Source organism: Mangrovibacterium marinum (assembly GCF_003046625.1).
GTDB lineage: Bacteria > Bacteroidota > Bacteroidia > Bacteroidales > Prolixibacteraceae > Mangrovibacterium > Mangrovibacterium marinum.
Genome location: NZ_QAAD01000017.1, coordinates 50,117 through 76,781 on the forward strand (window position 1 = coordinate 50,117; position 26,665 = coordinate 76,781).

Here is a 26,665-nt window from a genome sequence, read left to right on the forward strand (position 1 = left end):
TCGAGTTTTTTAAAAGTTAACAGAAAGTCCGAAAGTGTATGAACGTACCGTTGGATACTTATCGCGATCATCAATACCCGGTGCCAGGAAGTAGTTTGACACTTCAGGATCGAGACCGGAATAATTGGTAATGGTGAACAGGTTTTGGCCCGATACGTAGAGGCGCAGGTTTTGGAGGTATTTCCGGGTTTTATCCGAAAGCGGGAACGTGTATCCCAAAGTGGCATTGGTCAACTTCACGAAGTCGCCGTCCTCGATGTGATCACTCCAAACGCCTTGCGACATCGAACTGGACAGCGCCACCATCAGGCGGTCGCCGTTAGCGTCCAGAACGGGAGCACCGGTGACATCGGTTGCGGGGTGCAAATCGGCAGCTGTTTTCAGTCGGTTGTAAGCAATCGAGTTGTTCTCGTAGAAACTGCGTTGAACATTCAGGATCTCGAAGCCAAATTGAGCGGTAAACTGCAGGCTCAAATCGAAACCTTTGTAGCGGAAGGTGTTGTTCCATCCGGCGTACACCTGCGGCAGCCCGTTACCCAAACGCTGACGGTTGGACTCGACATTGAGGCTGGTGTCAAATTCTTTCACGGTCCATTCGCCGGCATCGTCTTTTACTTCAACCAACACAAAACCGTCTTTACTGACGCCGACTGAGCGCAGCCCCCAGAAATCGCCCAGGCGGTGGCCTATTTCCATGGCGTGGGTTGGAACCGAAATCGGGTCACCTACGCCACCAACTTCTGCAAAATTGTCGGTTTCATACAAGTCGTTCGACAGCGACAGCAGTTTGTTGGCATTGTGCGACAAGGTCAAGGTGGTATTCCACTCGAAATCACCTTTTTTTACCGGAATGGCATTCACCATCACCTCAATCCCCCTGTTGCGCATCTGGCCAACGTTTGCTCTTGTTGTTCCGTACATATTGGGAGGTACCGGCACGGCGTAGTCGTACAAAAGGTCAACTGTTTTCTTGGTATAGACATCCACCGAGCCACTCAGGCGCGAATCCAGCACTGCCCAGTCCAAACCAATATTCCATTCCCGGGTTGTTTCCCATTTCAAATCCGGGTTCGGGTTTTGAGCCACCATCAACGAAGGTGTCCATTCACCGTCCTTGCTTAAATGTTTGCCCCAGGTATCGTAATCGTACATATTGAGAGAGGTGTACGACTCGTTTGGAACAACACCGGTAACACCGAAGCCTGAACGAAGTTTCAGGTTATTCAACCAACCGGCATCTTGCATAAACGATTCGTTGCTGATGGTCCAACCCAAGGATGCCGAAGGGAATGTTCCCCATTTGTGGTTATCGCCAAACTTGGAAGAACCTTCGCGGCGAACACTGAACATGGCATTGAACCGATTTTCGAAGCCATAGGTTACCCGACCGAAGAAACCAATCAGCTTGTTGTCGTTTTTGTAGGATCCCATACTGGCAGTGTGATCTTCATCTGTCAAGTACAGACCTTGCCCCAGGTTGTTGTACAGGTACGATTCCGAAGGAAACTCGCCGTTGCCGGCATTAAATCCATCGTATATATTGTACAGGTAACTGTAGCCCGCCAGTGCTGTTACGCGGCTTTTGCCAATCTCGAAACTATAGGTTGAAGTTAACTCCAGGTTGTCATTACGACCGCTACCGGAGCTTTTTGAAGCATAGCCACGTGTTTTAGGAACCGTTTTGGTCTGCGACTCATCGCTACCTTTACTATTTCCGAAATACTTGCTGGTGGTATATGTTTCACCAGTGCTTTCAGTCTCTTTGCGCGACAACATCAAATTGGTTTTCCATCTTTTGATGGGCTCAAAGGTAATATTACCGGTTATGCGCGCCATTTTTGACCGGGTATCGCCAATTAACTCATTCTGGATTTCAACAGGATTGTAATACTGAAACTTACTGAACTCCTCGTAGTAAGAACCATCATCTTCGTTGTACACCGGCGAAGACGGGTTACGGATCAGCGCCTGACGATAAGCATACGAGTTGTTGTTATTCGTGTTTTTATGTGTGGTATAAAGAACATTCACATTGAACTTCAACACATCGTTCAAGGCATATTGGCTGAAGTCGAGTTGTGCGCGAATGTCGTTACTGTCACTTTTGCGCATAATTCCTTCCTCATCGCTGTAAGTTACGTTTGCCGAATAAGCAGACTTTTCAGAGCCGCCTTCCAGTGTTAACGAATGGTTTTGGGTATAACCGGCTTTACGCGAAATGGCCTCCAGCCAATCCGTGTCATAACCTTCGTACTCATAGTTTGTACGACCGTAAATAATGTCGTGTGTATCCATGAAGTCGGCTTTCTTAAACCATTGCGACAGGGATGCATAACTGTTGTAGCTTGCTTTTGTAGGCGAATTGCGCTTTCCGGATTTGGTTGTAATAATAATGACACCATTGGCACCTCGGGTACCGTAAATTGCAGCAGCCGAAGCATCTTTCAACACGTCGATTGATTCAATATTTTCGGGAGCAACGGTTGTCAACGAGCCTTCTACGCCATCAACCAGCACCAGTGGGGAAACACTTCCCATGATGGTTGTAATACCACGAAGCATAATACTTGAGGTCGCGTTCGGGTCGCCCGAAGGTTGGGTAATGCTTAAACCGGCAATTTTACCTTTTACCAGCTCGGCAGCGTCGCCGATTTTACCGACCGAGAAATCTTCTGATTTTACACTGACAACGGCACTGGTAACATCAGCCTTACGCTGCGTACCGTAGCCAATGGCTACCACTTCATTCAAGCCGACAGTTTCTTCTACCAACTGAATTTGAATTGAAGACTGCGTGCCCACCGGAAATTCCTGCGTTTGGTACCCGATAAAAGAGATAACCAGAACATCGGCAGGTTCTGCCTGAAGCGAAAAATTACCATCCCTGTCAGATATAGCCCCATGGGTTGTACCTTTAATTAAGATGGTGGCTCCCGGCACAGGCTCACCGCTGTCGGTCGTCACCTTACCGGTTACGATTTTTTCCTGCAATAATTCTGATTGATTTTCCACAGCACTTGCAGTGGTGCTAACTGTAGCAAACAGCATTAAGAGAAAGACAACCTTTAGGGTTGACAAGAGTTCTTTTGGTAACCTTAGGTGGCCACCAAGACAACAACGTTTTTTCATACACTCATTTTTTAGGTTTTTAATCCGAGAATTTTGTTTGGTTATAAATGAAACCGTGATAATTGTGTGACTCCCAAATTCGACAATAATCCCCTCGCCGACTTTCACCATTGTTTTTAAAAGTGATACAAATGTGTATCAATGGCTTAATTGAAATTAAATCAGAAATACACACCCCCTGAACAAACTCAAAACAAGCAACTTAGCCTCCGAATCATGCTCTACATCATATTTCCACAAACAATGCTTCCCTACATTCAATTTGCCATGATTTGAAAACAAAAAACTACATTTTGCTCACACATCCCAAGCATGTACTGTGGTTAAAAACACATATATGACAATGAATGACGTGCCACTAAATTCATCCGGAAATAAGGGGAAAGGTTACACTCCTGGCGAAAGCAAATCTGACTCTAAATTCAAAAAAGGCTCGGATGAAAACAGTGAAAACTGTTCATCAAACTCGAAACGAGACATTTTCAACATCGTCCTTTAAACGTTAAAATACTCGCGGGGCGATTTGCCGTAAAATTCGCGGAATCGACGGGTAAAATAGGTCGGGCTGGAGAAGCCTGTTTCGTAGGCTGCCTCCGAGATATTGCATTTCCCGCTCGAAATCAGCTTAACAGCTTCTTTCAGGCGTATTGCCCGGATAAACTCAGTGCTCGAACACCCCACCAGGCTTTTCAGCTTCACATGGAGCAGCGACCGGCTAACCCCCAGCTGCTGGATGAGGAATGTAACATCCAGGTCGGGATTACTGATATTCTCCATAATGATGGCGGTAAGCTTCTCGATAAAAATCTTATCGGACTCGGAATGGGCCACCTCGCTTGCTACGATTGTTTCGTCGGTTTTAAAACGTTCGATCAGGCGCTTGCGGGTGTTGAGAATATTATCGATGTTTTGCTCCAGAATTTCGGGATAAAACGGCTTTTCGATGTAATAGTCGGCCCCCGAGCGCATGCCTTCCAACTTACTCTCGGCTCCACTTTTCGACGTTAACAGGATGATGGGGATATGCGAGAATTTTAAATCCGACTTCACACGGCTGGTGAGCTCCATGCCGTCCATTTCGGGCATCATCACGTCGCTGATGATCAGGTCGGGAGTTACAGTTTCCAGCTTGTCGAGTGCTTCGCGGCCATTCAGCGCTGCGGTAACCTGGTACCGGTCTTCCAGGGTTGTTTTCAGGAAATCCACCAGGTCGGGATTGTCCTCGACCAACAAAACCCGGGGTTTGGACGATAAGGCTTCGAGATTCAGATTTTCACCTTTGCCCCGAACCACCTGTTTCTCTTCGGGCAAGCTCATTGAAGTACGGTACTGCACCGGCTCGGTATCAATCTCGCCGGGTGTAAAATCGCTTTTACTAACCGGCAAGGTAACGGTAAATATTGTTCCTTTATTCACAATACTATCCACCGAAATCGATCCCCGCATCAGGATCACCAGGCTTTTCACATAGGCCAGGCCAATTCCGGTGCCAACATTGGGGGTACTTTCATCCTCGATGTGGAAAAAACGGTCGAACACCTGCCCCACCATTTCGGGCTTGATGCCCTTGCCGGAATCGGAAACCGTCAGGACAAGATCGGTCAACTCATCGGAGCTGCGTGGCGATCGCCGGACCAGCTGAACCGCAAATTTAATTGTTCCCCCGTCGGGCGTAAACTTAAAGGCATTCGACAAGAGGTTAAAAACGATCTTGTCGATCTTATTCACATCGAGCCAGGCCAGCTGATCGGCGTCTTCAAATTCGAGTTGAAAATCGATATCTTTTGTTTCGGCCAAATTGTTGAACGAGCTTGAAAGCGCTTCGATCATCTGACGAACATGGCAGGGCGACACGCGAAGATCTTCCTTGCCGCGTTCGATCTTCCGAAACTCGAGCAGCTGATTGATCAGCTGAAACAAACGATCGGCACTTCGTTCAATCCCGGCTAATTTTTTGTGAATCGCCGGACTTAATTGCTCCTCTTGCAGCAGCTTGTGAATGGGAGCTAAAATCAGCGTAAGCGGCGTTTTCAGCTCGTGGGATATGTTGGTAAAAAACTCCAGCTTCACCTGATGCAGCTCATCGGCATGAATTTTTTCGCGATGTTCCAGCTCTGCCCGGGCCTTGGTTTTCTCAAGACGGCTACCCACCAAAAATACCAGGATGAAAATACCAATGATGATCAAAACATAAATGAAATAAGCCCAACCGGTGAGCCAAAAAGGCGGCAAAACGGTTATCTTCAGCTGACGCTCCAAGCCGGTCTGATTATCTCCCAAGGTACCTTTTACCCGGAAGGTATATTTCCCCGGGCTCAGGTTGGTATAGGTTGCAAAGTTCCGGTTGCCCACGTTATTCCATTCCGACTCAAAGCCTTCGAGGTAGTAGGAATACTGAAATTTTCCGCCGGTGGAATAACTGAAAGCCGTAAAGCCCAAGGTGAACACATTCTGGTTATACTTGAGAACCAATTCGTCGGTCTGATTGATCGACTGATCCAGGCAATTTAACTCGCCCGGGCTGACAGTCTGGTTGAAAAGCTCCAGCTCGGTGAATGCAATAGGCAACTGCTTTTCAGCGATCGTTTCATCATCTTCATTGAAAGAAACCATGCCGTTATTTCCACCAAAATAAATATTCCCCTTGCTGTCGGTAAACGATGCCCGGTAGTTAAACTGGTTAAACGGAATCCCCGAGTTACTGTCGTACAGGTAGCTTTCGTTGGTTTCCGGGTTTAGCTTAATTAATCCGCGATCGGTGCTCACCCAGAACCAGCCGTTTTGCCCTTCCTCCAAACTAAAAATCCATTGTGCCGGGAAACGATTCGCAGCATCGAAATGTTTCACTTCGCCGGTTGGCTCATCGACGCAAAACAAGCCCGAATAGCAGGTTCCAAACCAACTGCGCCCTTTCGAATCGGTCTTCACAAAATTGACCACCCGGATGCCATCGTGCAGCTGAAAGGGAGCAATCAGATCGTTTTCCGGATCGTAGCGGAAGATTTGCTTCGAGGAAGTAAACCAAAGGGACTTTCCGTTTTGTGCGATGCTTTCGAACTGTATATAATTGGTAACGTCGGGCTTTAACCTCGAAAAGGCTTGCGTTTCCCGATCGTACACAACAATCCCTTCCGAGGTGGCGATATACACTTTGGTGCCCACCTTTTGAAACTGGTAGATCACATCGGGCACAACATTATTCGTGTTTAGGCGATTGTAGTATTTTACGCGATTGGTTTTTGTGTTTAACACATTTATTCCACCAGTATAGGTCCCAATCCACAATTCATTGTCATCAACAAACAGGAGGTCGTGCACGTTGTCATAACTAAGGCGGATTGCCCCTTCGGTTGAACAATAGTGAGTCATTTCGCCGGTTTTCATATCCAACTTATTCAATCCTTTGTCCTCCAAGCCAATCCAAAGATTGCCCTGCTTGTCTTCTTCGAGACAACTCACCACGTTTCCGCTCAACTGCCATTTCCCGAAACCGGAGGTCCAGGTGCGAAAAAACGACTGTTGTCCGCTCCAGAAATTGATGCCTCCAAAGTAAGTTCCCAGCCAGATGTTCCCCTGCTGATCGCAAAAAGCATCATAAATAGGATCGGTATTCAAGCCATGCGGTTCGGACAAGCGGTAACGATGCAGTTTGAGCGTGTCGTTGTCGGGGTCGTAGATGGCCAGGCCCGCTTCTGTTCCAATCCATACACGACCGGTAAAGTCTTCGGCGAAACAATGCACCAGGTTATGCGGCAGATGGTAACTATCGTTTCGTTGGTTGGTGTAAAGGCTAAAATGCCCGGTTGCCAGGTCGAGGCAGGCCAGCCCGTAATCGTTGGAGTGAATCCACAGATCACCTCTTGAATCGATAAAGCGAAGCTCGAAGTTGGCGGCATTTAAGCCTTCGGGCACGGGATAGCTTTTAAGTCGCTTATTGTGATAAGCATAAATCGCCCCTTGTCTGCTGGCAAACGCGATCCACTTGCTTTGAACGACCAGCGAAAATAAAGCTTCATTTGGCGGAAGCTGAAAAAGATCCAGCTTTTCGCGTAACGATTTGCGTTTTCGGGTAAGCTTGTTCAAGAAAAAAATCTCATCGTTCTGACAAATCCAAAAACCATCTTTTTCGGGAACAACCGTATTGGTTGGTCCCAAGTCGGTTAACAGGGAGTACGGGTAAAAACGTTCGAGCACCTTGTCGTAGTAAAAGTACTCCTCGTTGTTGGAGCGAACAATTAAATCGGAATCGGGAGTGAAAAACAGTTTGTCGCAATACTCCTCAATCGGATTATTGTCGGCATCGTAAAAAGAATAGTGCTGAAAGTTGCTGCCATCGAACCGAACAACAGCCGAGCGTGTTGCTGCCCAAATAAAGCCATCGGCATCCTGCACAATACTTTTCACGTAGGTCGAAGGCAATCCATCTTCGCTTGTATAGTGAATAAAATGAATCGGGTCCTCAGCCTGCGCCCAACCACGCTTTTGCACGGTTAACAACGCAAACAAAAACAGTACTGCGAAACAAATTTCCCGACGGTATTTTCTCAATATTCCTTGCATGATTTTTCACTCCTAACACCTGTTTGCCGCCTCAACAAAGGCGGTGCTCCGAAAATAATACTTCCGGTGATAAAACCGAAATCGAATCGAAAACAGACGATGACCTTCCACCAAAGGGCGCGCCCCTGTACTTCGGGTATCAGGGGGCTTTCGGTTTTTGCATGCTCTTCAAACGATGGTCGCATCCGGCTAACCGATTGAGCCGACCGGCGCCCGATCTCCATCATTTTTTGTTGAAGCCCTTAGGCTTTGTTTCCAAATACAATTGCGAGATCTGATCAGCAGTCATCGCCTTGTCGTACAAGCGAACATTGGCAATTGCCCCCTTTAGGTTTTCGTGCTCCATGCCCGAACTGCCGATCAAAATGCGGCTACTCTTCACGAAAAGCATCAGCGGCAGTTCGCGATCCGGACGGCCATCCACAAATACACTTTCCTTCATGCCGTCGAAGGTCACCACCAGGTGATGCCACTGCTTAGCCTGCGGAACAGTCTTAAAGCCCAAATCAACACTTCCGTCGCCATGAGCAACAGCGCCATACGGACCGCTGCCGATCATCATGGCCGCGTAGGATGCCTGTAACATATTCTCGCGCGAATTCCAGGCAACAATGCAGGCGCCATCCTGCAGCTCGGGCACAAAAACCCAGGCCGAAGCGGTAAAAGGCGAATTCCAGTCCAGGCTTTGAGGGGCTTCCTCCGACAATTCGAAAAAGCCTTCTCCCCCGAGATCAACAGCCTTCACTCCGGCAATCTTTTTCACCGTGGCCTGTCCGTTCAGCCCGAAGGTTCCGCCCAGCAGTCCTGTATTTTTCAAGCGGTTCACCGGACCTTTTTTCAGTCCCGAAGCATCGAAGTTAACCAACAGCCCTTTCGCCGCAACACTTCCGACAGCCCCGGGAATTGCATGGTTTTTCGTTTCGGGCGTATCGAATAATTCGCCGTACACTTTCACATTCCAGATTGCCGGGAACATTCCGGCTTTTTCGGTTCCGGTTACGGTAATCCGTATAAACCGGGCAGTTGCATTTCCGTCATCTATCATCGGCGAGCCACTTGTTTTGTTTGCCGTTTGATCCGAAAATAGTTTCCATTCTACTGAATCAGAAGACACTTCAAGTTTATACTGATAGTAGAATGTTGGATATTCAAACTGCGTAAAAATCCGCTCGATTGCTTGTTCTTTTCCCATATCGACAACTAACGACTGCGGCAACGCACAGCTGGCAGCTTTCCACATTGTTCCGTTGTTGTCGTCGGTCGCGAATGTTGGTGAGTAGCTGTAGTCAACATCCTGGCGGGTGTAACGATTGGCATCAGCCACCAGCCGATAGCTTGATGTTGCCGAAGCCTTTGCGCCCAACGCCAGGTTGGCAGGCACACTGTTCCCGAAACAAATGCCTTCGTGCGTCGGGTTTACTTTTGCAATTGTATAAGGCCCGGTAAATTCCAGTTTATCAATACAAACCTGGCGAAACTCGCCACCGGAGCTATGCGGATTATCATGCCGGTGATAAACAATGTAGTACTCGCCATCTTTTTCCAAAACCGAATGATGCCCGGGACTGTCCACCAAACCGTCGGCTGTTGTTTCCAGAACCGGACTATTCGGACCATAATTCCACGGTCCTTCAGGCGAACGCGACCAGGCATAATGAACCGCATAAGTGCTTAAGCGGCAGTCGCCCGAGGAATACATCAAAAAGTAGATGCTGTCCTTCTTGATCGGATAAGCCGCTTCGAAAGCCTGCGGAATTTGCTCAATCGGGATAAAGCCTTCTTTCTCAATGGTATGCATATCGTCTTCATTAATCTTCACCCAGCCCATTCCTTTAAACGAGGTACACCAGGTGCCAAAGTAGTTGTAGAGCGAGCCATCGTCATCGCACAAAAACTGCGCATCCAGGGCAGGCAGGTATTCCTTCGACGTGCCGACCGGGATTACCGCTTCTCCGTTATTCAACGGTTTCCAAGGCCCCACGGGTGTATCGGAAACATAACCGTAAATGTTACATCCAAACTGGCAATTTCCCATATAATAATAGTATCGGCCATCCTTACCGTGCACCACATCGGGAGCCCAGCAGTTGGTTAAACCATCCGGCAAGTCAATATCCATTTCCTGGTTATACCAGTTGGTTAAGTCTTTACTAATCCACACCTGGGGTTCGCCCGACGCCAGCTTGATACCATCGGTTGTGGCATACAGGTAATAGCTGTCGCCGAACTTTTTAATTGTCGGATCGGCAAAGTAACCGGGCAATACCGGGTTTCCGTTGGCTGGTGCTGTTGGGCTTTGCTGGGCAAAAGCCATACCGGGTACACAAAGCATGATGCTTGTAAGCAATTGTGCAACGTGTTTAGTTATGTCTGTCATATTTGCGACTGTTTTTTCTGTTACGAAAGATTAGCTTTTTTAGGTAGAAAACCATGGCGCCTGAAAAAGCACCATGGTTACAAAAAAGAATTGATTGCTTATTATCTAAAAAATTAACTCTCTGTTTCGTCATGAATCGTGCGAACAGTGAACACCGGACCTGCCCGATGGCCATCGTGAGGCAACAATTCAACTTTGATTCGCTTTTTACCATTTGTCAAGCCCAAAGGCAGTTTATACGTTTCGTCGATAAATTTGCCGGGGGCTTTATTGGTGATGTTTTCGGTTGCTATTTTTTGCCCTTCCACAACGATATCAAAGGTGTGCGAACCTGCAAATCCTCCCCAATATTCAAAAACAAGGGTTACCGTTTTATTGCCGTCGATCTTCATTTCGAACGAGGCTTTTCCGCCACGATCCACTTCGCGATACTTTTTCGACTTATACTCGCCGACCCACGATTTATCTTCTGTGAAATTGTGGTCACGCTCCGGTTGCATTTCGCCCATGCGGAAGATATCGATGGTTTTGCGTTCCAACTCATTCTTGCGGGCCTGTTCGGCTTCATATTTCTGCTGGTAGCGTTTCCAGTCTTCTGCGGAATACGAATCCCAATAAACCGTGTACAGGCAGTCCTGCGTGCGGTAGAACGGCTTCAGCGTTACCTGCCGAGGATACGAAACACCGGTTAGCTCGAAGGTATTCGACTGTCCTTCAATTTTCCGAAGCCAGTTTGAAGGGATCGTATCTTTGGTCATCAGCACGGGAACATACAAGGGATCATTGGCCTTGGGATCATCCAACGGCCCCAGATAACCGGCCAGCAGAACCGGACCGTTGAACACGGCAATTCGGTTTTTATTGTCGGGCATGGTCTCGGTGTACAGGCTGAAGGGAATATGAACCTCAATTTTGTCGCCATCCTCCCACTTGTTGCCCAAGCTGATAAAGCTTCCGGGCTGGCCTTCCACCGGCCGATCCTTTCCGTTTACCTTAACCGAAATGCCGTTGCGGGCCCAGGCCGGATAACGCAGCTTCAGGTCGAATGCGGCTGCTTTCCCGGATTCCGTTTGTATTTCGAAAGAAGTTCCTTCTTCTTCGGGATATTGCGTAGTCTGAATCAAGCTCACCCCCTTCTCCTTCCAGCTCAGCTCTGAACCTATAAACTGGCCCACATAAAGCGCATTGTCCGAATGATAATAGATGTTGCGGCCGTATTTACTGTGGTTTTCCATGCCCGAGCCCACACAACAGGTGAAACCGTAAGGGTCCTGGTACTCTTTAAAACCACCCATATCGAGCGAAAGGTTGTAAATTACATGCCCCGTTTCGGGGTGCTGCGACGACAGAATGTGGTTGATCAAGGCCCGTTCGTAATAGTCCATCACCTCGGCCGATGCTGTCCATTCAAACAGGTGACGCGACAGTTTCAGCATATTGTAAACACAGCAGGTTTCGGCAGTGCTGTTGCTTAACTGATCATTTAACTGATCCGGCTCGCCCAGATACTCGTAATTGTCGAAATTACCGGCAACATAAGCATGGTGATGCACCATCATGTTCCAGAAGTTGACGGCTCCGCGAAAATCGGCACTGTCGCCGGTCAACTCGTAGCGGCGGGCCAACCCTACAAACTTGGGCACCTGTGTATTGCAATGCTTGCCGGCCAAAATGTCCACGCCGCCAACAATGGGGTCGATAATGGCATCGTGCTTAAATTTATACGAAAGCGTCAGATACTTTTCATCGCCAGTTGCGCCATACAAGTCAGCAAAGGCCTCATTCATGCCGCCAAACTCGCAATTCAGCATCTGCTGGCGTTGCTCATCGGTGAGGTTTTGCACGATTGTTCCGACCCAATCGCCCAACTTTTGTTCAACATCCAAAGCCCGCTGATTGCCCACATATTTATAGACATGATACAAGCCATCCATGATTTTATGAATCGTATAAAAAGGCGACCACAAACCATTCAGGTTAAAGCCCTGCGCTTTAATAATCCCCTTGGCCACTTGTTCCGAAAGCACCTTTTCGCCATTCTCGAAAGCGCCAACATAGCCGGTTCCGACTGCCTGCTGACATTCAGCCAGCTCATCAACAATGTAATTTGCACGCTTGCGAAACTCTTCGTTTCCGGTTGTCTGGTACATAAAGGTCAAGGCCGTGAGGTAATGCCCCAAGCTATGGCCGGCCAACGACTCGCCTTCCCACCCTTCGTAGCTTTCGGCTTTGGGCTGCAATCCGGCCTCTTTTCTGAACTTCGACAAGAACCGATCGGGCTGGTAAGTCAGCAAGGTTTGCTCATCCAGCCGGGTGGCATGCTGATAGGGACCATCCTTCAAGCGCACATCGTCCAGTGGAAACGACAGAACTTTAAAGCCGACAATTTCGGGGCCTCCGGTTGTCATTGTTTTTTCCGCTGTGCCCGGTTTGCACGAAACCATCATCACACAAGCCAAAACCAAGGAGGCAATAATCCGTCGTCCATCGAAAACAGGATTGATTTGTTTCATTCGCATTCTGCAATTTTTAAATTGAAAAATCAGAATGTGAACTAAGCGAAACTCCGGGGCGAACACCTGAACTAATGTATCGGGAACTTGCACAAATGTACAACCACCACAGGTCCAACACCATTTAAGCGTTTTTTTCAGCCTGAAGGCGGCAATTTTTCAAAACTATCCGCTTTCTGAATGGGTGAATGCACCAACGTCAAAAACAAATACATCCACGCTTATTTATAATTTGAATTCATTGCCCCCCGATTGGATCTCATAAGAAATTCCGTTCCAAACGAAACTTCCGGTCAAACCTTCCGGAAGTTCAATCCGAATCGTCCACTTTTTCTTATTCAACGCATAACTCACGGTTATCGCACCTTGCGGGTGAGGCATCGAACCACTTGCTTTTTTCAAATCGCCCAAATGCGGTTCAATTTTCACTTTCGAAAAACCGGGAGCATCGGAATCGATTCCCAGGACGGTGCGGAAAAATTCGATATTCGGACTAGCTCCCCAAGCATGACAATCCGAACGGGTTCGTTCAACTTGCGAATCTTCCCCCCAGGTTGTCATGCCCAGTTGAATGTTCTTTTTCCATATATCCAGGTGATTCAAATACTCATTGCCAAGCCCTGCTTTTATCATCGCCCGATTCAGGTAATATTTGAAATAAATAGACGTCTGAGTCAAATCCGGATTATAGATTATTCGCTTGAATAAGTTAGTTGCATCATCACCTGAAATTGTTCCGGTTAAAATGGCCAACACATTGGCATGCTCCGAGAAATAGTTACGTTCATCCGTATCAGCGAACATTTTTCGACCATCATCCCAGTATTTATCCTTGATTGTTTGTTGTAAGTGTGCAGCTTTCTGCTGATACTCATCTGCCAAACATGCCATACCTAAATCGCGCTCCAGTTCGGAGGCAAGTTGCATAGCCCATAAAAGTTGAAGATCGATAACCGAAGAATAGCCCTGTTTACTTACAGGCGGAGCGCCTACCCGCCATTTTGATGACTTATTTTCAGCCCAGTCCGTAAAATTCCAGTAAGGTAAATCTTTCACACTGCCGTCTTCCTGCTGATAATTTGCATAGAAGGCTAACACCTGCCTTATCCCCATCAACTTCGATTTCACAAAATCTACATCCGGGCGATAGTGGTAATAATCGGACACCATGCCGATCCACAAAAGTGAAAATGGCGTGATGATTTGCAATTGTCCTCCTGGATACCTGCTTTGGGTGATTCCTTCCGGCAAACGTGATTTATCAATCAGGTTAATTGCACGGCGGGCCAACCGGTCGTCGCCACTATTGAAGTACGATACCATCATCTGAATACGCGTATCACCTATGTACTGTAATTGTTCATAGTACGGGCAGTCGAAATAAGTATCAACAGCACATAAACGAGCTGTACGCCAACCGATCTGCAGAATACTGTCCAACACCGGCAAGTCCGACTGAAAAGCCGTATTGTTCTTAAACGGATATCCAACAAAAGTACCATAGATATCGTCCAAAACAAGTGCTTCATTTTTGGTTTGGATATCAACTTGCAGGTAACGATAGGTGCGCCACGAAAGCGGAGTGTACTGCTGGTTGTCCAATCCGTTACAGACAATACGATCCTCTCTTCCAATTAAGCTCTTCCCTTCAATTTCATTTCTGTTCCCTTTTGCCATTGTACTGTCGTACAAGGCTTCAGCATATTTCATTGAAACAACAGCATCTTTTCCTTTGCTGTATTCCAGGGTTGGATAAGCGTTTGTCAAAAAGTTTTGATCCAACAATAACTGAACCTTGCTATTGGCAGGAACAGTGATTTTGGATTTTTCTGCCGGGAAAGTTTTAGGAACTGAAATGCCCTCTGCCCTGCGGATGATTGCAAGTCGCTGTTGTGTTAATTCAACCGGAGGTATTTCAGACGGAACTAAAAGCCAAGGACTTGAAATAAGTGTAGCCGATGCTTTGGTCACTCCGGGAGTAATTTGTTCAGCTTCAAACCAATTTTCCATCGAGAAGTCAGGCTCCATCCAATCGGTCGGCGACTGGTTCATATCCACCATTTCTCCCGGTCCAAGTGCAAAATAACCTACAGGCTTTTGTTCCAGTGGCTGATAGGACACATCTTTACAACACAACCATTTGGAGTTTGTATTAAAATCATACTCTTTGCGACTGTTACCCTGCAAAATAAAACCTGTTGTTTGTGATGTTTGCACAACAGCTCGGTATTTCCCCTCATTCCAAACCACAGCGGCAATTACATTAACTCCCTCTTGCAAAAACGGGGCAATATCCACTGTTTCAAAATTCCAGTTATTCTTATCGCCCCCAGCTGGGCCAACCGCTACCAACTGTCCGTTTACAAACAGTTTATACCGGTTGTCTCCTGAAACGTGAACAATATATTCTTCCGGGTTCTCGGTTAATGTAACATCTTTTCTGAAACGATATACGCCATATTCGCCTGGTATTTCATTCGGGACCGTAATCCAGTAAGCCCGCCATGCTTTGGTCAATAAATCCGGATTGATTTGCTGTGCATTTGATCCGATGACCACGAACAGTAGCAAACTCAGTAAGATTGATTTTAGGTTTGTCATATTTTTATTTTTTTGATTTATCAATAGTCGCTAACCACAAGGTCAATTCATCCAGAATAGCCTGGTTAAACTGATAACTCCGACGATATCCCCAGCCATGATTTCCGGTGGGGTAAACATGCAGCGTTGCATATACCTTATTGTCAATCAACGCTTCGAAATAATTAATTCCGTTGGCCGGAGGTACCACCTTATCATCAGCTGCAAGGACAATAAACGCAGGCGGAGTGTCTTTGGTCACCTGCTTTTCATTCGAAAACCGGTCTTCCAATTCTTTGCCGGCATCATTTCCCAGAAAATTATCATGCGAACCCAAATGGGTATATGATTTATCCATGGTTATGACCGGGTAAAACAGTATCTGAAAGTTTGGCCGTAAAGGAGGCCGGGTATGTGTAGCAATGGTCGAAGCCAAATGTCCTCCGGCTGAAAAGCCCATGATCCCTACATCATCCCTATTGATGTTCCAAAAATCAGCACTGTCCTTCACAATCTGCAAGGCCGTTTCCGCATCACTTACGGGAATTTTGTTATCCCCATGCGGCAACCGGTATTTCACAACAATAGCCGCAATGCCCAAATCGTTGTAAAAACCAGCCCAACGAGTTCCTTCGTGGCCAAAAGCTACCATTCCGTATCCTCCTCCCGGGCAAATCACTACTGCACGGCCTGTAGCCTTTTCTTTTTCGGGAAGAAACACCTTGATGTAAGGGACAAAAGGCTTGTTTAATTGAAAGTCTTTCTCGACAGGCGGCGCATATAACTCCCTGGCTTGTAAACTAATGCAGAATGATCGATCCTGTGCAAATGCCATACTTGACAGCAGCATTATCAACCCGAACAGAATACCTGCTTTTCTTAAGAATTGATTCATTGCCATTGTTTAATCATTACTATTTCCGTTGTATTTACAGATAAAAGTGTAGCTGCCTGAGCCAATCTCAAGCTGAATCCTACTGCTGGTTTTCCCGACATATTCAGCTCCTTCTATCTTCGTTACCGGAGTGCCGCTTACGGTAATTTGCTCAACCGATTGGGCCGGAATAAGTACATTGGCTTTTGTATTTGGCGGTATCGTTACATGCCAGATAAACTGCCCCTTTTCCAGAGTCCAATCGCTTGTTGCCTTACCATACGGCGTTAAAGTTGAAGCTTTAGCTGAAGTTAAATCACCGGCAACCCGGGGTTCCATCCAAAGTTGTTTAAAACCGGGATAACCGTCCATACTTTTCAATCCGGCCAAATCCTGGTACATCCAAGCAATTAAATCACCCAAAAGCATGACATGATTGCGGGAGTTCATCGAAGGATCGGCCGTATCGCCGTTCCAAAGTTCCCAAATAGTTGTTGCTCCCTTTTCCACCATATATCCCCAACTTGGATAATCTTTCTGAGTTGCAATGGTAAAAGCCAGATCGACACGGCCCCTTTTTGTTAATTCGCGCATTAACCACTGAGTGCCAATCAAACCTGTACTTATGTGGCTATTATCCTGATTGATTACCCTATGAATCATCTGCTCAAAAACAAGGCCTTCAACATCTTGATCAACCATTCCGAAAGCCAGAGGCAACAAATTCGAGGTTACCGTATTATTTCCGTACTGGTGCTTGCTGACATCAAAATATTCTGCATTAAATGCTTTGCGTACGTCTGCTGCCAGGGTTTTGTATTCTTCAACATCAGCTGTGTCTCCACTTACTTCAGCAAAAGAGCTCATCATTTGCAGAAAGTGATAAAAATAGGCAGTACCGATCAACGCTCCATCAGTCGTTCGCGCAGTGTCTTTTGAGTGAACCAGTTCCATAGACTCGGGAGGAACACACCAATCGCCAAATCTATCTGCGACCATGATATGCTCTTTCAGATATTTCCCTTTCATATACCACAACCACTTTTTCATAGAGGGGTAATGTTTCACAATTACCTCTTTGTTTCCGAATTGCGTCAGTAGCAAATTTCCAATCAGCAGGTAGGTGCCCGGCCAGGTCATATTGTCTTTAATACCTGTCCATCCGGGCTCCGGGGTAATATCGGGCATTTGCCCTCTCGGACGCTGCGAAAACTGCATGTCATCCATCCATTTAACGTAAAGCCTTTCAATATCGAACGTATAACTTGCCCCCAACGAAGTGGTTGCCCAGTCGGCCAACCACGGGTCACGTTCATCGCGTTGCGGACAGTCAACAGGCATTCCCTTATAATTATTCCGTGTCGTTCGGCAGGCATTGGCGTAAATCCGGTTTAACAAAGAATCAGAACACGAGAATGATCCAATCGTCGGGAAACCATCATAGATAATCTCTCCCTCAAAATCATCCAAAGTAGGAATTCCCGGGAAACCGGTTACTTCAACGTATCTGAAGCCGTGGTAAACAAATGTGGGTTCCCATTGCTCCAAGCCGTTCCCTTTCATAACATAGATATCTGTTTGCCTGGCACTGCGAAGGTTAGCAGTGTACAAAGTTCCATCCGGCTTCAATGTTTCAGCAAAGCGCATTGTAATTGTATCACCTTTGGTTCCGGTGGCTTTGAGTTTGAGCCAGCCCGCCATGTTTTGCCCCATATCCAGAATAAAACTTCCGTTGGAAAGCGAATTGATTGAAACGGGCTTCACCACGTCCTGAACGATCATATTCTCGTTAATTTGAGACAGGATGGTTTCGCAGGGCGCAGCTACCAACTCTGCATTCAGCCAGTGGGAGTCGTTATACCCGGGCTTTGTCCAGCCTGTCAATTCCTTGCGGGCATCATATTCCTCACCATCGTATTCGTTATTGCTGCGTATTGGCCCGTCGGCTGTAACTTTCCACGAATTATCACTCACAATCAGTAAACGACTTCCGTCGGCATACTCAATGTCGAGCTGAAACAACATTTTAGGAATTCTTTCTTTGGATTGCTGGAAGCTGACCCCCTGCCGCATATAAAAGTAACGGCCATTTCCTAACACAGTCCCAATCGCATTTTTCCCTTTCAGAAGATTATCCGTTACATCGAAGGTGTTATACCGGACATCTTTCGTAAAATCGGTCGGACCGGGCGATAAAACATGATTGCCAATTTTTTGCCCGTTGATATAGAGTTCGTACATGCCGATACCAATGATATAGGCGGTCGCTTTTCGGACTTTCTTTTTAGTTGCAAACTCTTTCCTGAAATAACGGGCAGCCAAACGGGAATGCGTTGCCAAGGTATCACCCGGAAAAAATTTGGTGAGTCCAATCCATTCACCTTGCCAATCCGACTTTTCCAACAGTCCCATGCTCCATTTTGCAACCGGACTCCAATTGGATTCGCCTTTATTTGTCCACACTTTGACTTTCCAGAAGCATTGTTGACCGCTTTCTAGTGAATCCCCATCATAGCTTACAAATACTGATTCATCAGACTCGACCCTCCCTGAATTCCAACAATCGGCATCTTTTGGCGTAAGTTTTTCGGGAGAAGAAGCGACCAAGACCTGATAGGCTGTCTGTTCCAGATTCCTTTCATCGGAAAGAATCATCCAACTTAAAGCCGGATGTTGTTTTTCGATTCCAATCGGATTTATCGCTGACTCAACCCGAAGATGATATACTTGCTGTGCCTGAACTGGCAAATCACACAGTATTATAATCCCAATTATAGACAAGATTTTTATCAATTTCATTGCTGGTTTGTATTTTAAAAATTAACCTCTTTTGTACCACTCGTTCATAAAAAAACAATACAATCGATGCTTTATGACCTTGTAATCTAGCTTCTATGCTGATAAACCTTTTGTATTTTAAAATTCAGGCTTAACTAAAATCCACTACATCTATTGAGAATTTATAATTAAAGAGACATCCTGAAGTCCAGGAGAGCTTGCTTTCAGAATTATCTGACCGGGGTTTCCAGTGCTTTTTATAACGACTAAGGCCTTGCCATGCCATACTTTCCGGGTCTCACTAAAATAAGGAGTAACATCTCTCAGGTTGGCATTATCTGTTCCAGCAATTATACCTGGACCTTCAACATTAAACGTAAGCTGATTATTCGCATTCGGTTGAATATTCCCGAATTTATCGGTTACCTCTACCCTAACAAAAGACAAATCTTGATTATTCGCCAAAATAGTAGAACGATCTGCAGTCAATCGAATACTTGTTGCTTCACCTGATGTCTGCAACACTTGTTCGTAATGTTTTTCTCCATCAATACCAATAGCTTTTAGTTCGCCCGGACTATAGGGCACAGTAAATGTTGTTTTATACTCATTGTCTAAGGACATTTTTCGTTCACCGATAAGTTTGTTGTTTAAGTAAAGTTGAACACCGGTGCATTTTGAATATACGTCGACTTCCAGGCTGTCTCCTTCGTGCCTGGGCCATGTCCAACTTTCCCATGCCGGCCATACCGCCCAATCTGTAAGCCTTATTTCTCCATCAATTGGGTTTGGCTCCCGAACTGCCATATACAATTTTTCAGTATCATTATACAATATATTCCGGTAATGAGAGATCGGTTTTCGCCATCCAGTCATGTCTATATCCCCACTATATCCCCCGTGAAAAGGAAATGAATTTTTAGCACCATGTTCACCCCCCTTCTCTTGAGGATAGTAGTAATAACGACCGATACCTGATTCGCCTAAATAATCCATTGCTGTCCACACAAAATCTCCAATGATATAGTTGTTATTCTTGACTAAATTCCACATTTTAAAAGCCTCTTTCGGATATGATTCAGTACCCAAAATAATCCTCTCGGGAACACGTTTGTGATCCGAAATAGCATTGTGCAATTGATAATTATATCCTCCAATGTCGAGGGGTTTAAATGATGAATCAAATAAATTCCACTCTTTTCCCCATGTTGTTATTGCGCAGGTTACTGGCCGCGATGGATCGAGCTGACGAACAATATTGGCCAGTTTTTCTATTCTTTCAACAGATCCCGGATCCAACCAAATTGTTTCAAAAACTTCATTCCCAATACTCCACATTATGACTGACGGGTGATTTTTATCTCGTAAAACCATTGATTCTAAATCCTGTTGAGCCCAATCATCAAAGTACATGGAATAATCATAAGGAGTTTTGGGATTTTTCCAGCCATCAAAAGCTTCTTCCAAAACTAAAAGACCGAGACTGTCGCAGGCATTTAAAAAGGCTTCTGATGGAGGATTATGTGATGTGCGCACCGCATTGAATCCTGCGCCTTTTAGCAATTCAACTTTTCGAACTTCGGCTCGGTCATAGGCTTTCGCTCCCAAGCATCCATTATCATGATGGACACATCCTCCATTTAAAAGCAGTTTTGTTCCATTCAATTCAAATCCATTTTCAACACTGTATTTTATTGATCGTATCCCAAATTTATTATCCGTCTGATCGATGACTTCATCTCCCATGAGCACATCAACTTCTGCGTTGTACAGGTTTGGGGTATCTGGAGTCCACAGACACGGCTTTTTCACAATAAAGTTCTGAACAACTTCCCTTTGACTTTGGGCCTCTATCTGTAAGTTTAGTTGTCCTGTACTTACATTTATTTTGTTCTTATCTACTATTTTTGTTAAAACTGTAATAAATTGTATTGTATCCGTCTCATTTTTTATAAGGGATTTAACCTGTATTGTCGCTGCTTTTTGAGAAACTTCAGGTGTTGTTATAGATACTCCCCACTGATCTATATGAACACGATTTGTTAATTCAAGCCACACGTGCCTATAAATACCTGAGCCACTATACCATCTGCAATTTTCTTGTTCCGAATTATTCACATAAACAGCTATCGTATTCCTTTTCCCAAAATATAAGTAAGGTGTCAGATCGTAACGAAATGATGTATAACCATAAGGGTGAGTTCCTACTAGATTTCCATTTACATACACTTTTGAATTCATATAAACACCTTCAAAATAAATAGATACCCGCTTGCTACCCCAATCAGATGGAACATGAAACGTTTTTCTATACCACCCCTCACCGGCCGGAAAGAAACCACCATCATAACCTGTAGAGTTTTCCTGCTTAATTAATCCTTCAATGCTCCAATCGTGAGGTAAATCTACTTCTCTCCATGTTTTCTCATCTGCAAATCTTTTAGCTCCTGCGCCCGGGAAGTGACCCAATTTAAATTTCCAATCATTATCAAAAAGCAGTCTCCTACCGGTTAGCAATCTGTGATCTTGAGTGACGGTTACATCATTTTCCTGATAATTATCGATAGTATCCTTTAAATTATTTGCAAGCACACTTCCCAATGAAACTGCAAAAAACAATAAAGTAATAGGTATTAATTTTTTCATTCGATATTCAATTTTTGATTAGTTACTCAGCTTTCATATCCAGTAGTTTTTCCTTTCCATCGATGGCATCGAGGCATAGTTTTACCGAATCGCCGATGGCTGCGTCGATATCGTCCCCGGTTACACCAAGTTCATTTTTGATAATATCGTTATTGATGAATGTTTTCGCCGTTTGTATTTCGGCAAAGTGCACCATGTCTAAACCGGAATCGATTCCCCTGGCCTTAAAATCTTTCATTATTTTTTTACCATTCATCCGGTAAAGAAATGTTGGGATGGTAATTGTTTTGCGGCCGGGCATGCCCATGTGTTTGTGGAAAATAGCCAGCATTTCCTTCCAAGTCATGTTGTACCAGCCAACCGGGTAACAGGTTCCGCCTTTGCCTTTTTCCAATGCCCCGGCAACGGCCTGTGCAACCTGTTTTACGGTAACCATGGTGGTGCCGCCTTTGGTGTACATGGTAGCGCCTTTCATGCTGCGGATGGTTTCAATCAGAAATGTCCAGACTGGTTTCCGACCGGGTTGCGTACCAAAAATATAGGGTAACTCAAGCACCATCACATCCATGCCATTACCGGTGTGCGACATGGCCACTTCCTCCTGCAAAATACGGCTTTTGATGTAGGGATGCTTTTCAGTCAGCTTCAGTTCGGGCCATTCTTTGGCAAAGTGAGCAAAGTACGAACCCATGATGACCGCACGTTTAATACCAACTTCGCGTCCAATTTTCAATAAGCGGTCGACAGGTGCGACATTGTATTTCTTGTAATACTCCAAAACAGGAGCCGGAAATTCCACCCGCTCATCAACCCCGGCTGCAAACACAAAAGCATCACACCCTGTCATTTGCTCCCGTATCTGGTCATTGGTCATGGTCATATAATTACCAAATACTAATTCCATTTCTCTTGGAATACCTGAATTTTGAGGCACTGGTGGTAAGGCCACCGAACGGACACGATGCCCTCGATTAATTAATTCTGATGCACTGGCCGAGCCTAGTAATCCTGTTCCTCCAATTATATATACTTTCATTTTTGTCTTCCCTTATTTCATTCGTTTTCCTTTGGCCTTGTATTTCTCCTGCAAAAGGCCTGTCACATGTGTGTCGTCCTTTTTTTCAAGTTGAAGGTTGACTTTAAAGAAGAGGTGCTTGAAGTAAACTTTTACTGTATCCGGCTTTTCCTCAATTTTGAAGAAAGGTTTGACATCATCGGTCGGCCCGACAATGGCACCTTCGAGTTTGCCATCGACTCGTTTAAGCTCAATTATCATTTGTTCATCACCGCCAATCGTACCATAGATCATCACATCCCATTTGCCGACGAAGTAGTCTTTCGGTCCTGCTGCTGCAACTACAAAAGACGTAATTGAGAATAGCAACGCAGCTAGAAAAATCTTCTGTTTCATTTGATCGTTTTCTGGGGGCTAAAATTTCAAAATACTTTCATCATAGACATTCGCTTCGTCATCATCGTGCAAAGGCTTCCATACCTGAGCGAAAAAAGGATTGTGCCTGGCCTCTTCGTCGTAATTCCAAGGCAAAGGCATACAGTCCGGGCACCAGTGGCCACCTAAAAGCACTAAAGTTGGACTTGCTTCAAACTGGTGGCTGAAAGCACATTTCCATCTCAGTTTCGTTTTCAGATCTCCTTTGGTCATGCTTTCCGAGAGACACTTTCCACCCCGGAATTCGGCGGCCTGTTTCATATCTTCAATATCCAATTCCGATTTCGGCTTGCTCTCGTCGTAGCCATGATTCAGTTTTACCGACTCTCGCGAAGCCTGTTCAAACTTGAAATGTTCCCAATCCGGAATCGCTTCCCATTTTTCTTTCGACCCAAAAAATGCTGAGATTCGCTGCTCGTTGTTGTTTTTAATCCAGTGAAGTGTTCCAAATGGCTTTTTGGCTTCCTTTTTAAAAACGGCATTTTTCAAAAATTTCTTGGGTAGATATTTTGCAATCTTGGTTGAAAACGGAGCTTTGGCCTTCATTTCATTCAAAAAATCGGGAAGCGTACCACTTCGGAAATGAAGATATTTCTCCAGCTCATCCGAGTCGGTATACCATTGCCCGTGAAAATTGCGGATCGCAAACCAATTCGATTCGTAAACTTTCTGAATATCTCCGAATCCCAACGCTTTGTTGGTCATCTGCATAAATTCCCAGTTCATAGTGCGATATTTTTCACCGCCACCGATGTTGTAAACGCGGCACCAGAATTCGTCGGGAACATCGGCTTCGCAGGCATTAGCCAACAGCACGCCCGAGTCTTTGGCGGTCACCCACTCGAACACACCATTCAGTGGTTCGTGAAACATAATCGGATCAAGGTTATTTAGAATCTCAGGATACAACACTCCGGTTTGTCTCAGTGAAACCCAATATTTCAAGCCCGATTCAATGACTTCCCGTTCGGCAATAGCCTTTGTCAGGGCGTAGTTATCGTAAATGCTGATTTTGATCGGGTCGCCGGCGCGTCCCCAATGAACAGGCGCATTCCGGTCGCCGGTTTCGGCCACTGTACCGATATAGACCAGTTTCACTTTATCCGGATCAGGCTGCGCTTTTATCGCTTTTACAATATTTTTTGCAGCGCCGATGTTCACTTTCCGGGTTAGTTCCGGCAAATAATCAGCAGCAGGAGAAACCATGCCGCCAACATGCAACACATAATCGGCTCCGTTAACACATTTCAGCACATCGTCGTAATTGGTCAAATCGCCAAAAAAAACCTTTACACCGGGCTGATTTTGATAGGGCTCAACAAATTTTTTGTCTTTCTCTGTCGGCAATACCAACAAAGTAATGTTAAACTTATCGCGACGGCGAAGCAACTGCTTCAGACCCTCTCTTCCCATATTACCGGTTGCTCCGGTAAGAAAAACGTTCTTTTTCATTATAGTTTGGGGGTTATTTCCGTGATTGTTTCCTGAGGCATTAATACCTGATGTACTTCCTCTGTTACAATCTCATTTTCGAGTGTGAATGTCTTCGAGATGTCAAATTTTCTGCTGGATGTACCAATTTTCAGGGTATAAATCCCGGGATCGGCCACCCAAGCTGACCGGTCGGTATTGAATGATGCCAAATCCGAAGCTTTGATGGAGAATGAAATCGTCTGCGTTTTACCCGGTTTCAGCAACTTTGTCTTTTTAAATGCCTTGAGCTCCTCCAAAGGTTTATCCATCGTTTCCGCAGGAGCCGCCAGATAAAGCTGTACAACTTCCTTTCCGGCTAACTCTCCGGTATTGGTTACATCCAGCGTCACGGTTAGCTCGTCGTCAAACGTCTCGCTGCTAATTTCCAAATCACTGAACTGAAAAGTCGTGTAGGAAAGTCCGTAACCAAATTCATAGGCAACCGGCTTGTTAAAAGTGTTGTAGTATCGATAGCCCACATAAATTCCTTCATTATAGATGGTTTGTTTCGGTCTGCGAGCTGGCGTACCCGGGAAATGGCTTGCCGATGGGACATCTTCGTAACGCAAGGACAAGGTTGAAGTCAGGCGTCCCGAAGGATTAACTTTTCCGCTGACAGCATCCGCAATGGCGTAACCGGCTTCCTGCCCTGGTTGCCAGGCCACAATAATCCCGTCAACATCATCGCGCCAGCTGGCAACATCAACAGCAGCCCCGATATTGAGGACAACCACAACCGGTTTTCCTTTGGCGTGAAATGCTTCAGCTGTATTCTTAATTAAGCTTAGTTCATCAGGAACTAAATAATAATCGGTTTCAATATCGCGATCGCTACCTTCGCCAACCTGCCGGCCAATAGTGATTATGGCAGCGCCATTTTCATTGGCCAACTCATCCAGTTCGGATTGATCAAACTGAATTTCATCCAGCGGTTTTACTGCTGCAAAACTTTGTTCGGCATCATCACCAGTTGATGCTGATGTAATATAGTCCTGATATTTCTTTTGCAAATCTGCGTCGACGATATAACCGGCTTCTTCCATTCCCTGCAAAAGCGAAATGGTATAGGCATTATTCACCTGACCGCTCCCCTTACCGCCTTCTATTAGTTTATAGGATGTATTGCCTAGCAAAGCAAGCTTCTTCGTTTTTAGCGGAAGGGCTTCTTTTTCATTTTTCAACAAAATCATTCCCTCGGCAGCTGCCTCACGGGCAAGAGACGCATGAGCCTTTAAATCCGGTTTGTCCGAATATTTATAGCCTTTAAATGTTGGCGATTTTGTCACCAGGTTCAGAATTCGCTCAATATTGCGGTCCAGTTCTGCTTCTGTAAGCCGACCATCGGATAAGGCTTCCTGAATTTTCGTTTTCTCGTTTACGCGTCCCGGCATGAGTAGGTCGTTACCGGCCTTTACCTGCCCGGCATAGTCGCGACCGGCAAGCCAATCGGTTACGACGATCCCTTGATAGCCCCACTCATCACGCAAAATGGTCGTTAACAAGTCGTAACTTTCGGAGGCATACGTCCCGTTGATCTTATTGTAAGCAGACATCACAGTCCAGGGATCCGATTCCCTGATGGCAATTTCAAAGGGTTTCAGATAAATCTCGCGGGCAGCGCGTTGGCTAACCACCGCATCAATGTGGTACCGGACAGTTTCCTGATCGTTTACAGCGAAGTGTTTAATTGACGTTCCCACCCCGTTCGACTGCACACCGTTTACCATGGCAGCTGCCATTTTACCGGTCAGCAGCGGGTCTTCCGAATAGTATTCGAAATTACGGCCTCCCAAGGGATTGCGCTGAATATTCATTCCCGGCGCTAATAAAACATCAACGCCATATTCGTGCACTTCATTTCCCATTGCCTGACCAACCTGCTCCACTAATTCCGTGTTCCAGGTAGAAGCCAAACTGGTACCAGTGGGAAATGCTGTTGCATAGTAGCGTTTCGAATCGTTTTCCCTTTCGGAATCGATACGCAAGCCCGCAGGGCCGTCGGCTAAAGAAAGCGCGGGTATTCCCAGACGAGGAATCGGATTGGTATTCCCGGCTGCTCCGGGAACTTTTCCGGCTACATGACCAACTACGGGAGCATCGCCGTTTGCTGTTGGCATTCCCGCCCCGCGTATGATATCCAGTTTTTCATCGAGTGTCATGGCGTTTACCACATCCGTGATGCTTTCCTTTCCCAATTGCGGAACTGTGTTTTTCGGACTACAAGCCGATAATAGCAATGCCGTTACACCAATCCCCCAACACCAAATCTCTTTCATATTGCTAAT

The 26,665-nt window shown here is 45.8% G+C and carries 12 protein-coding genes; all 12 read right to left on the reverse strand.

Annotated features, from left to right (window positions below):
- Window positions 1–9: 9 nt before the first annotated feature.
- A complete protein-coding gene (locus C8N47_RS14460) occupies window positions 10–3,129 on the reverse strand; it encodes a SusC/RagA family TonB-linked outer membrane protein (RefSeq protein ID WP_107823305.1) in 3,120 nt (1,039 codons plus the stop codon).
- A 495-nt stretch (window positions 3,130–3,624) separates the two neighbouring features.
- Window positions 3,625–7,689 carry a hybrid sensor histidine kinase/response regulator transcription factor gene (locus C8N47_RS14465; RefSeq protein ID WP_107823282.1) on the reverse strand — a complete coding sequence of 1,355 codons (4,065 nt, stop codon included), beginning with the start codon at window positions 7,687–7,689 and terminating at the stop codon, window positions 3,625–3,627.
- Window positions 7,690–7,912: 223 nt separating this feature from the next.
- Window positions 7,913–10,066, reverse strand: coding sequence for a family 43 glycosylhydrolase (locus C8N47_RS14475; protein WP_107823284.1), 2,154 nt, complete (start codon window positions 10,064–10,066; stop codon window positions 7,913–7,915).
- A gap of 113 nt (window positions 10,067–10,179) precedes the next feature.
- Window positions 10,180–12,579 (reverse strand): glycoside hydrolase family 127 protein, encoded by a 2,400-nt coding sequence (locus tag C8N47_RS14480; protein ID WP_170111405.1) that lies wholly within the window; start codon window positions 12,577–12,579, stop codon window positions 10,180–10,182.
- Window positions 12,580–12,804: 225 nt separating this feature from the next.
- Window positions 12,805–15,180 carry an alpha-L-rhamnosidase-related protein gene (locus C8N47_RS14485; protein WP_107823286.1) on the reverse strand — a complete coding sequence of 792 codons (2,376 nt, stop codon included), beginning with the start codon at window positions 15,178–15,180 and terminating at the stop codon, window positions 12,805–12,807.
- Window positions 15,181–15,184: 4 nt separating this feature from the next.
- Window positions 15,185–16,054, reverse strand: coding sequence for an alpha/beta hydrolase (locus tag C8N47_RS14490; protein WP_211316153.1), 870 nt, complete (start codon window positions 16,052–16,054; stop codon window positions 15,185–15,187).
- Between the two features lie 9 nt (window positions 16,055–16,063).
- On the reverse strand, window positions 16,064–18,832 hold the full coding sequence (locus C8N47_RS14495; protein ID WP_107823287.1) for an alpha-L-rhamnosidase: 2,769 nt from the start codon (window positions 18,830–18,832) through the stop codon (window positions 16,064–16,066).
- A gap of 150 nt (window positions 18,833–18,982) precedes the next feature.
- A complete protein-coding gene (locus C8N47_RS14500) occupies window positions 18,983–21,457 on the reverse strand; it encodes a glycoside hydrolase family 2 TIM barrel-domain containing protein (protein WP_107823288.1) in 2,475 nt (824 codons plus the stop codon).
- A 22-nt stretch (window positions 21,458–21,479) separates the two neighbouring features.
- Window positions 21,480–22,493, reverse strand: coding sequence for an NAD-dependent epimerase/dehydratase family protein (locus C8N47_RS14505; RefSeq protein WP_107823289.1), 1,014 nt, complete (start codon window positions 22,491–22,493; stop codon window positions 21,480–21,482).
- Window positions 22,494–22,505: 12 nt separating this feature from the next.
- Window positions 22,506–22,868 carry a hypothetical protein gene (locus C8N47_RS14510; protein WP_107823290.1) on the reverse strand — a complete coding sequence of 121 codons (363 nt, stop codon included), beginning with the start codon at window positions 22,866–22,868 and terminating at the stop codon, window positions 22,506–22,508.
- An 18-nt stretch (window positions 22,869–22,886) separates the two neighbouring features.
- Window positions 22,887–24,359: an NAD-dependent epimerase/dehydratase family protein gene (locus tag C8N47_RS14515; RefSeq protein ID WP_211316155.1), complete on the reverse strand. Its 1,473-nt coding sequence runs from the start codon at window positions 24,357–24,359 to the stop codon at window positions 22,887–22,889.
- Window positions 24,359–26,656, reverse strand: a complete 2,298-nt coding sequence (locus C8N47_RS14520) for a beta-glucosidase (RefSeq protein ID WP_107823292.1) — start codon at window positions 26,654–26,656, stop codon at window positions 24,359–24,361. Before C8N47_RS14520 ends, C8N47_RS14515 begins: the two co-directional genes overlap by 1 nt.
- Window positions 26,657–26,665 lie beyond the last annotated feature (9 nt).

What these genes read in the sequence shown, in the direction of transcription:
- C8N47_RS14495 (WP_107823287.1), bottom strand. Translation starts at nt 18,832, where the DNA reads ATGAAATTGATAAAAATCTTGTCTATAATTGGGATTATAATACTGTGT.
- C8N47_RS14505 (WP_107823289.1), bottom strand. Translation starts at nt 22,493, where the DNA reads ATGAAAGTATATATAATTGGAGGAACAGGATTACTAGGCTCGGCCAGT.
- C8N47_RS14460 (WP_107823305.1), bottom strand. Translation starts at nt 3,129, where the DNA reads ATGAAAAAACGTTGTTGTCTTGGTGGCCACCTAAGGTTACCAAAAGAA.
- C8N47_RS14510 (WP_107823290.1), bottom strand. Translation starts at nt 22,868, where the DNA reads ATGAAACAGAAGATTTTTCTAGCTGCGTTGCTATTCTCAATTACGTCT.
- C8N47_RS14500 (WP_107823288.1), bottom strand. Translation starts at nt 21,457, where the DNA reads ATGAAAAAATTAATACCTATTACTTTATTGTTTTTTGCAGTTTCATTG.
- C8N47_RS14520 (WP_107823292.1), bottom strand. Translation starts at nt 26,656, where the DNA reads ATGAAAGAGATTTGGTGTTGGGGGATTGGTGTAACGGCATTGCTATTA.
- C8N47_RS14485 (WP_107823286.1), bottom strand. Translation starts at nt 15,180, where the DNA reads ATGACAAACCTAAAATCAATCTTACTGAGTTTGCTACTGTTCGTGGTC.
- C8N47_RS14475 (WP_107823284.1), bottom strand. Translation starts at nt 10,066, where the DNA reads ATGACAGACATAACTAAACACGTTGCACAATTGCTTACAAGCATCATG.
- C8N47_RS14465 (WP_107823282.1), bottom strand. Translation starts at nt 7,689, where the DNA reads ATGCAAGGAATATTGAGAAAATACCGTCGGGAAATTTGTTTCGCAGTA.
- C8N47_RS14515 (WP_211316155.1), bottom strand. Translation starts at nt 24,359, where the DNA reads ATGAAAAAGAACGTTTTTCTTACCGGAGCAACCGGTAATATGGGAAGA.
- C8N47_RS14490 (WP_211316153.1), bottom strand. Translation starts at nt 16,054, where the DNA reads ATGAATCAATTCTTAAGAAAAGCAGGTATTCTGTTCGGGTTGATAATG.
- C8N47_RS14480 (WP_170111405.1), bottom strand. Translation starts at nt 12,579, where the DNA reads ATGAAACAAATCAATCCTGTTTTCGATGGACGACGGATTATTGCCTCC.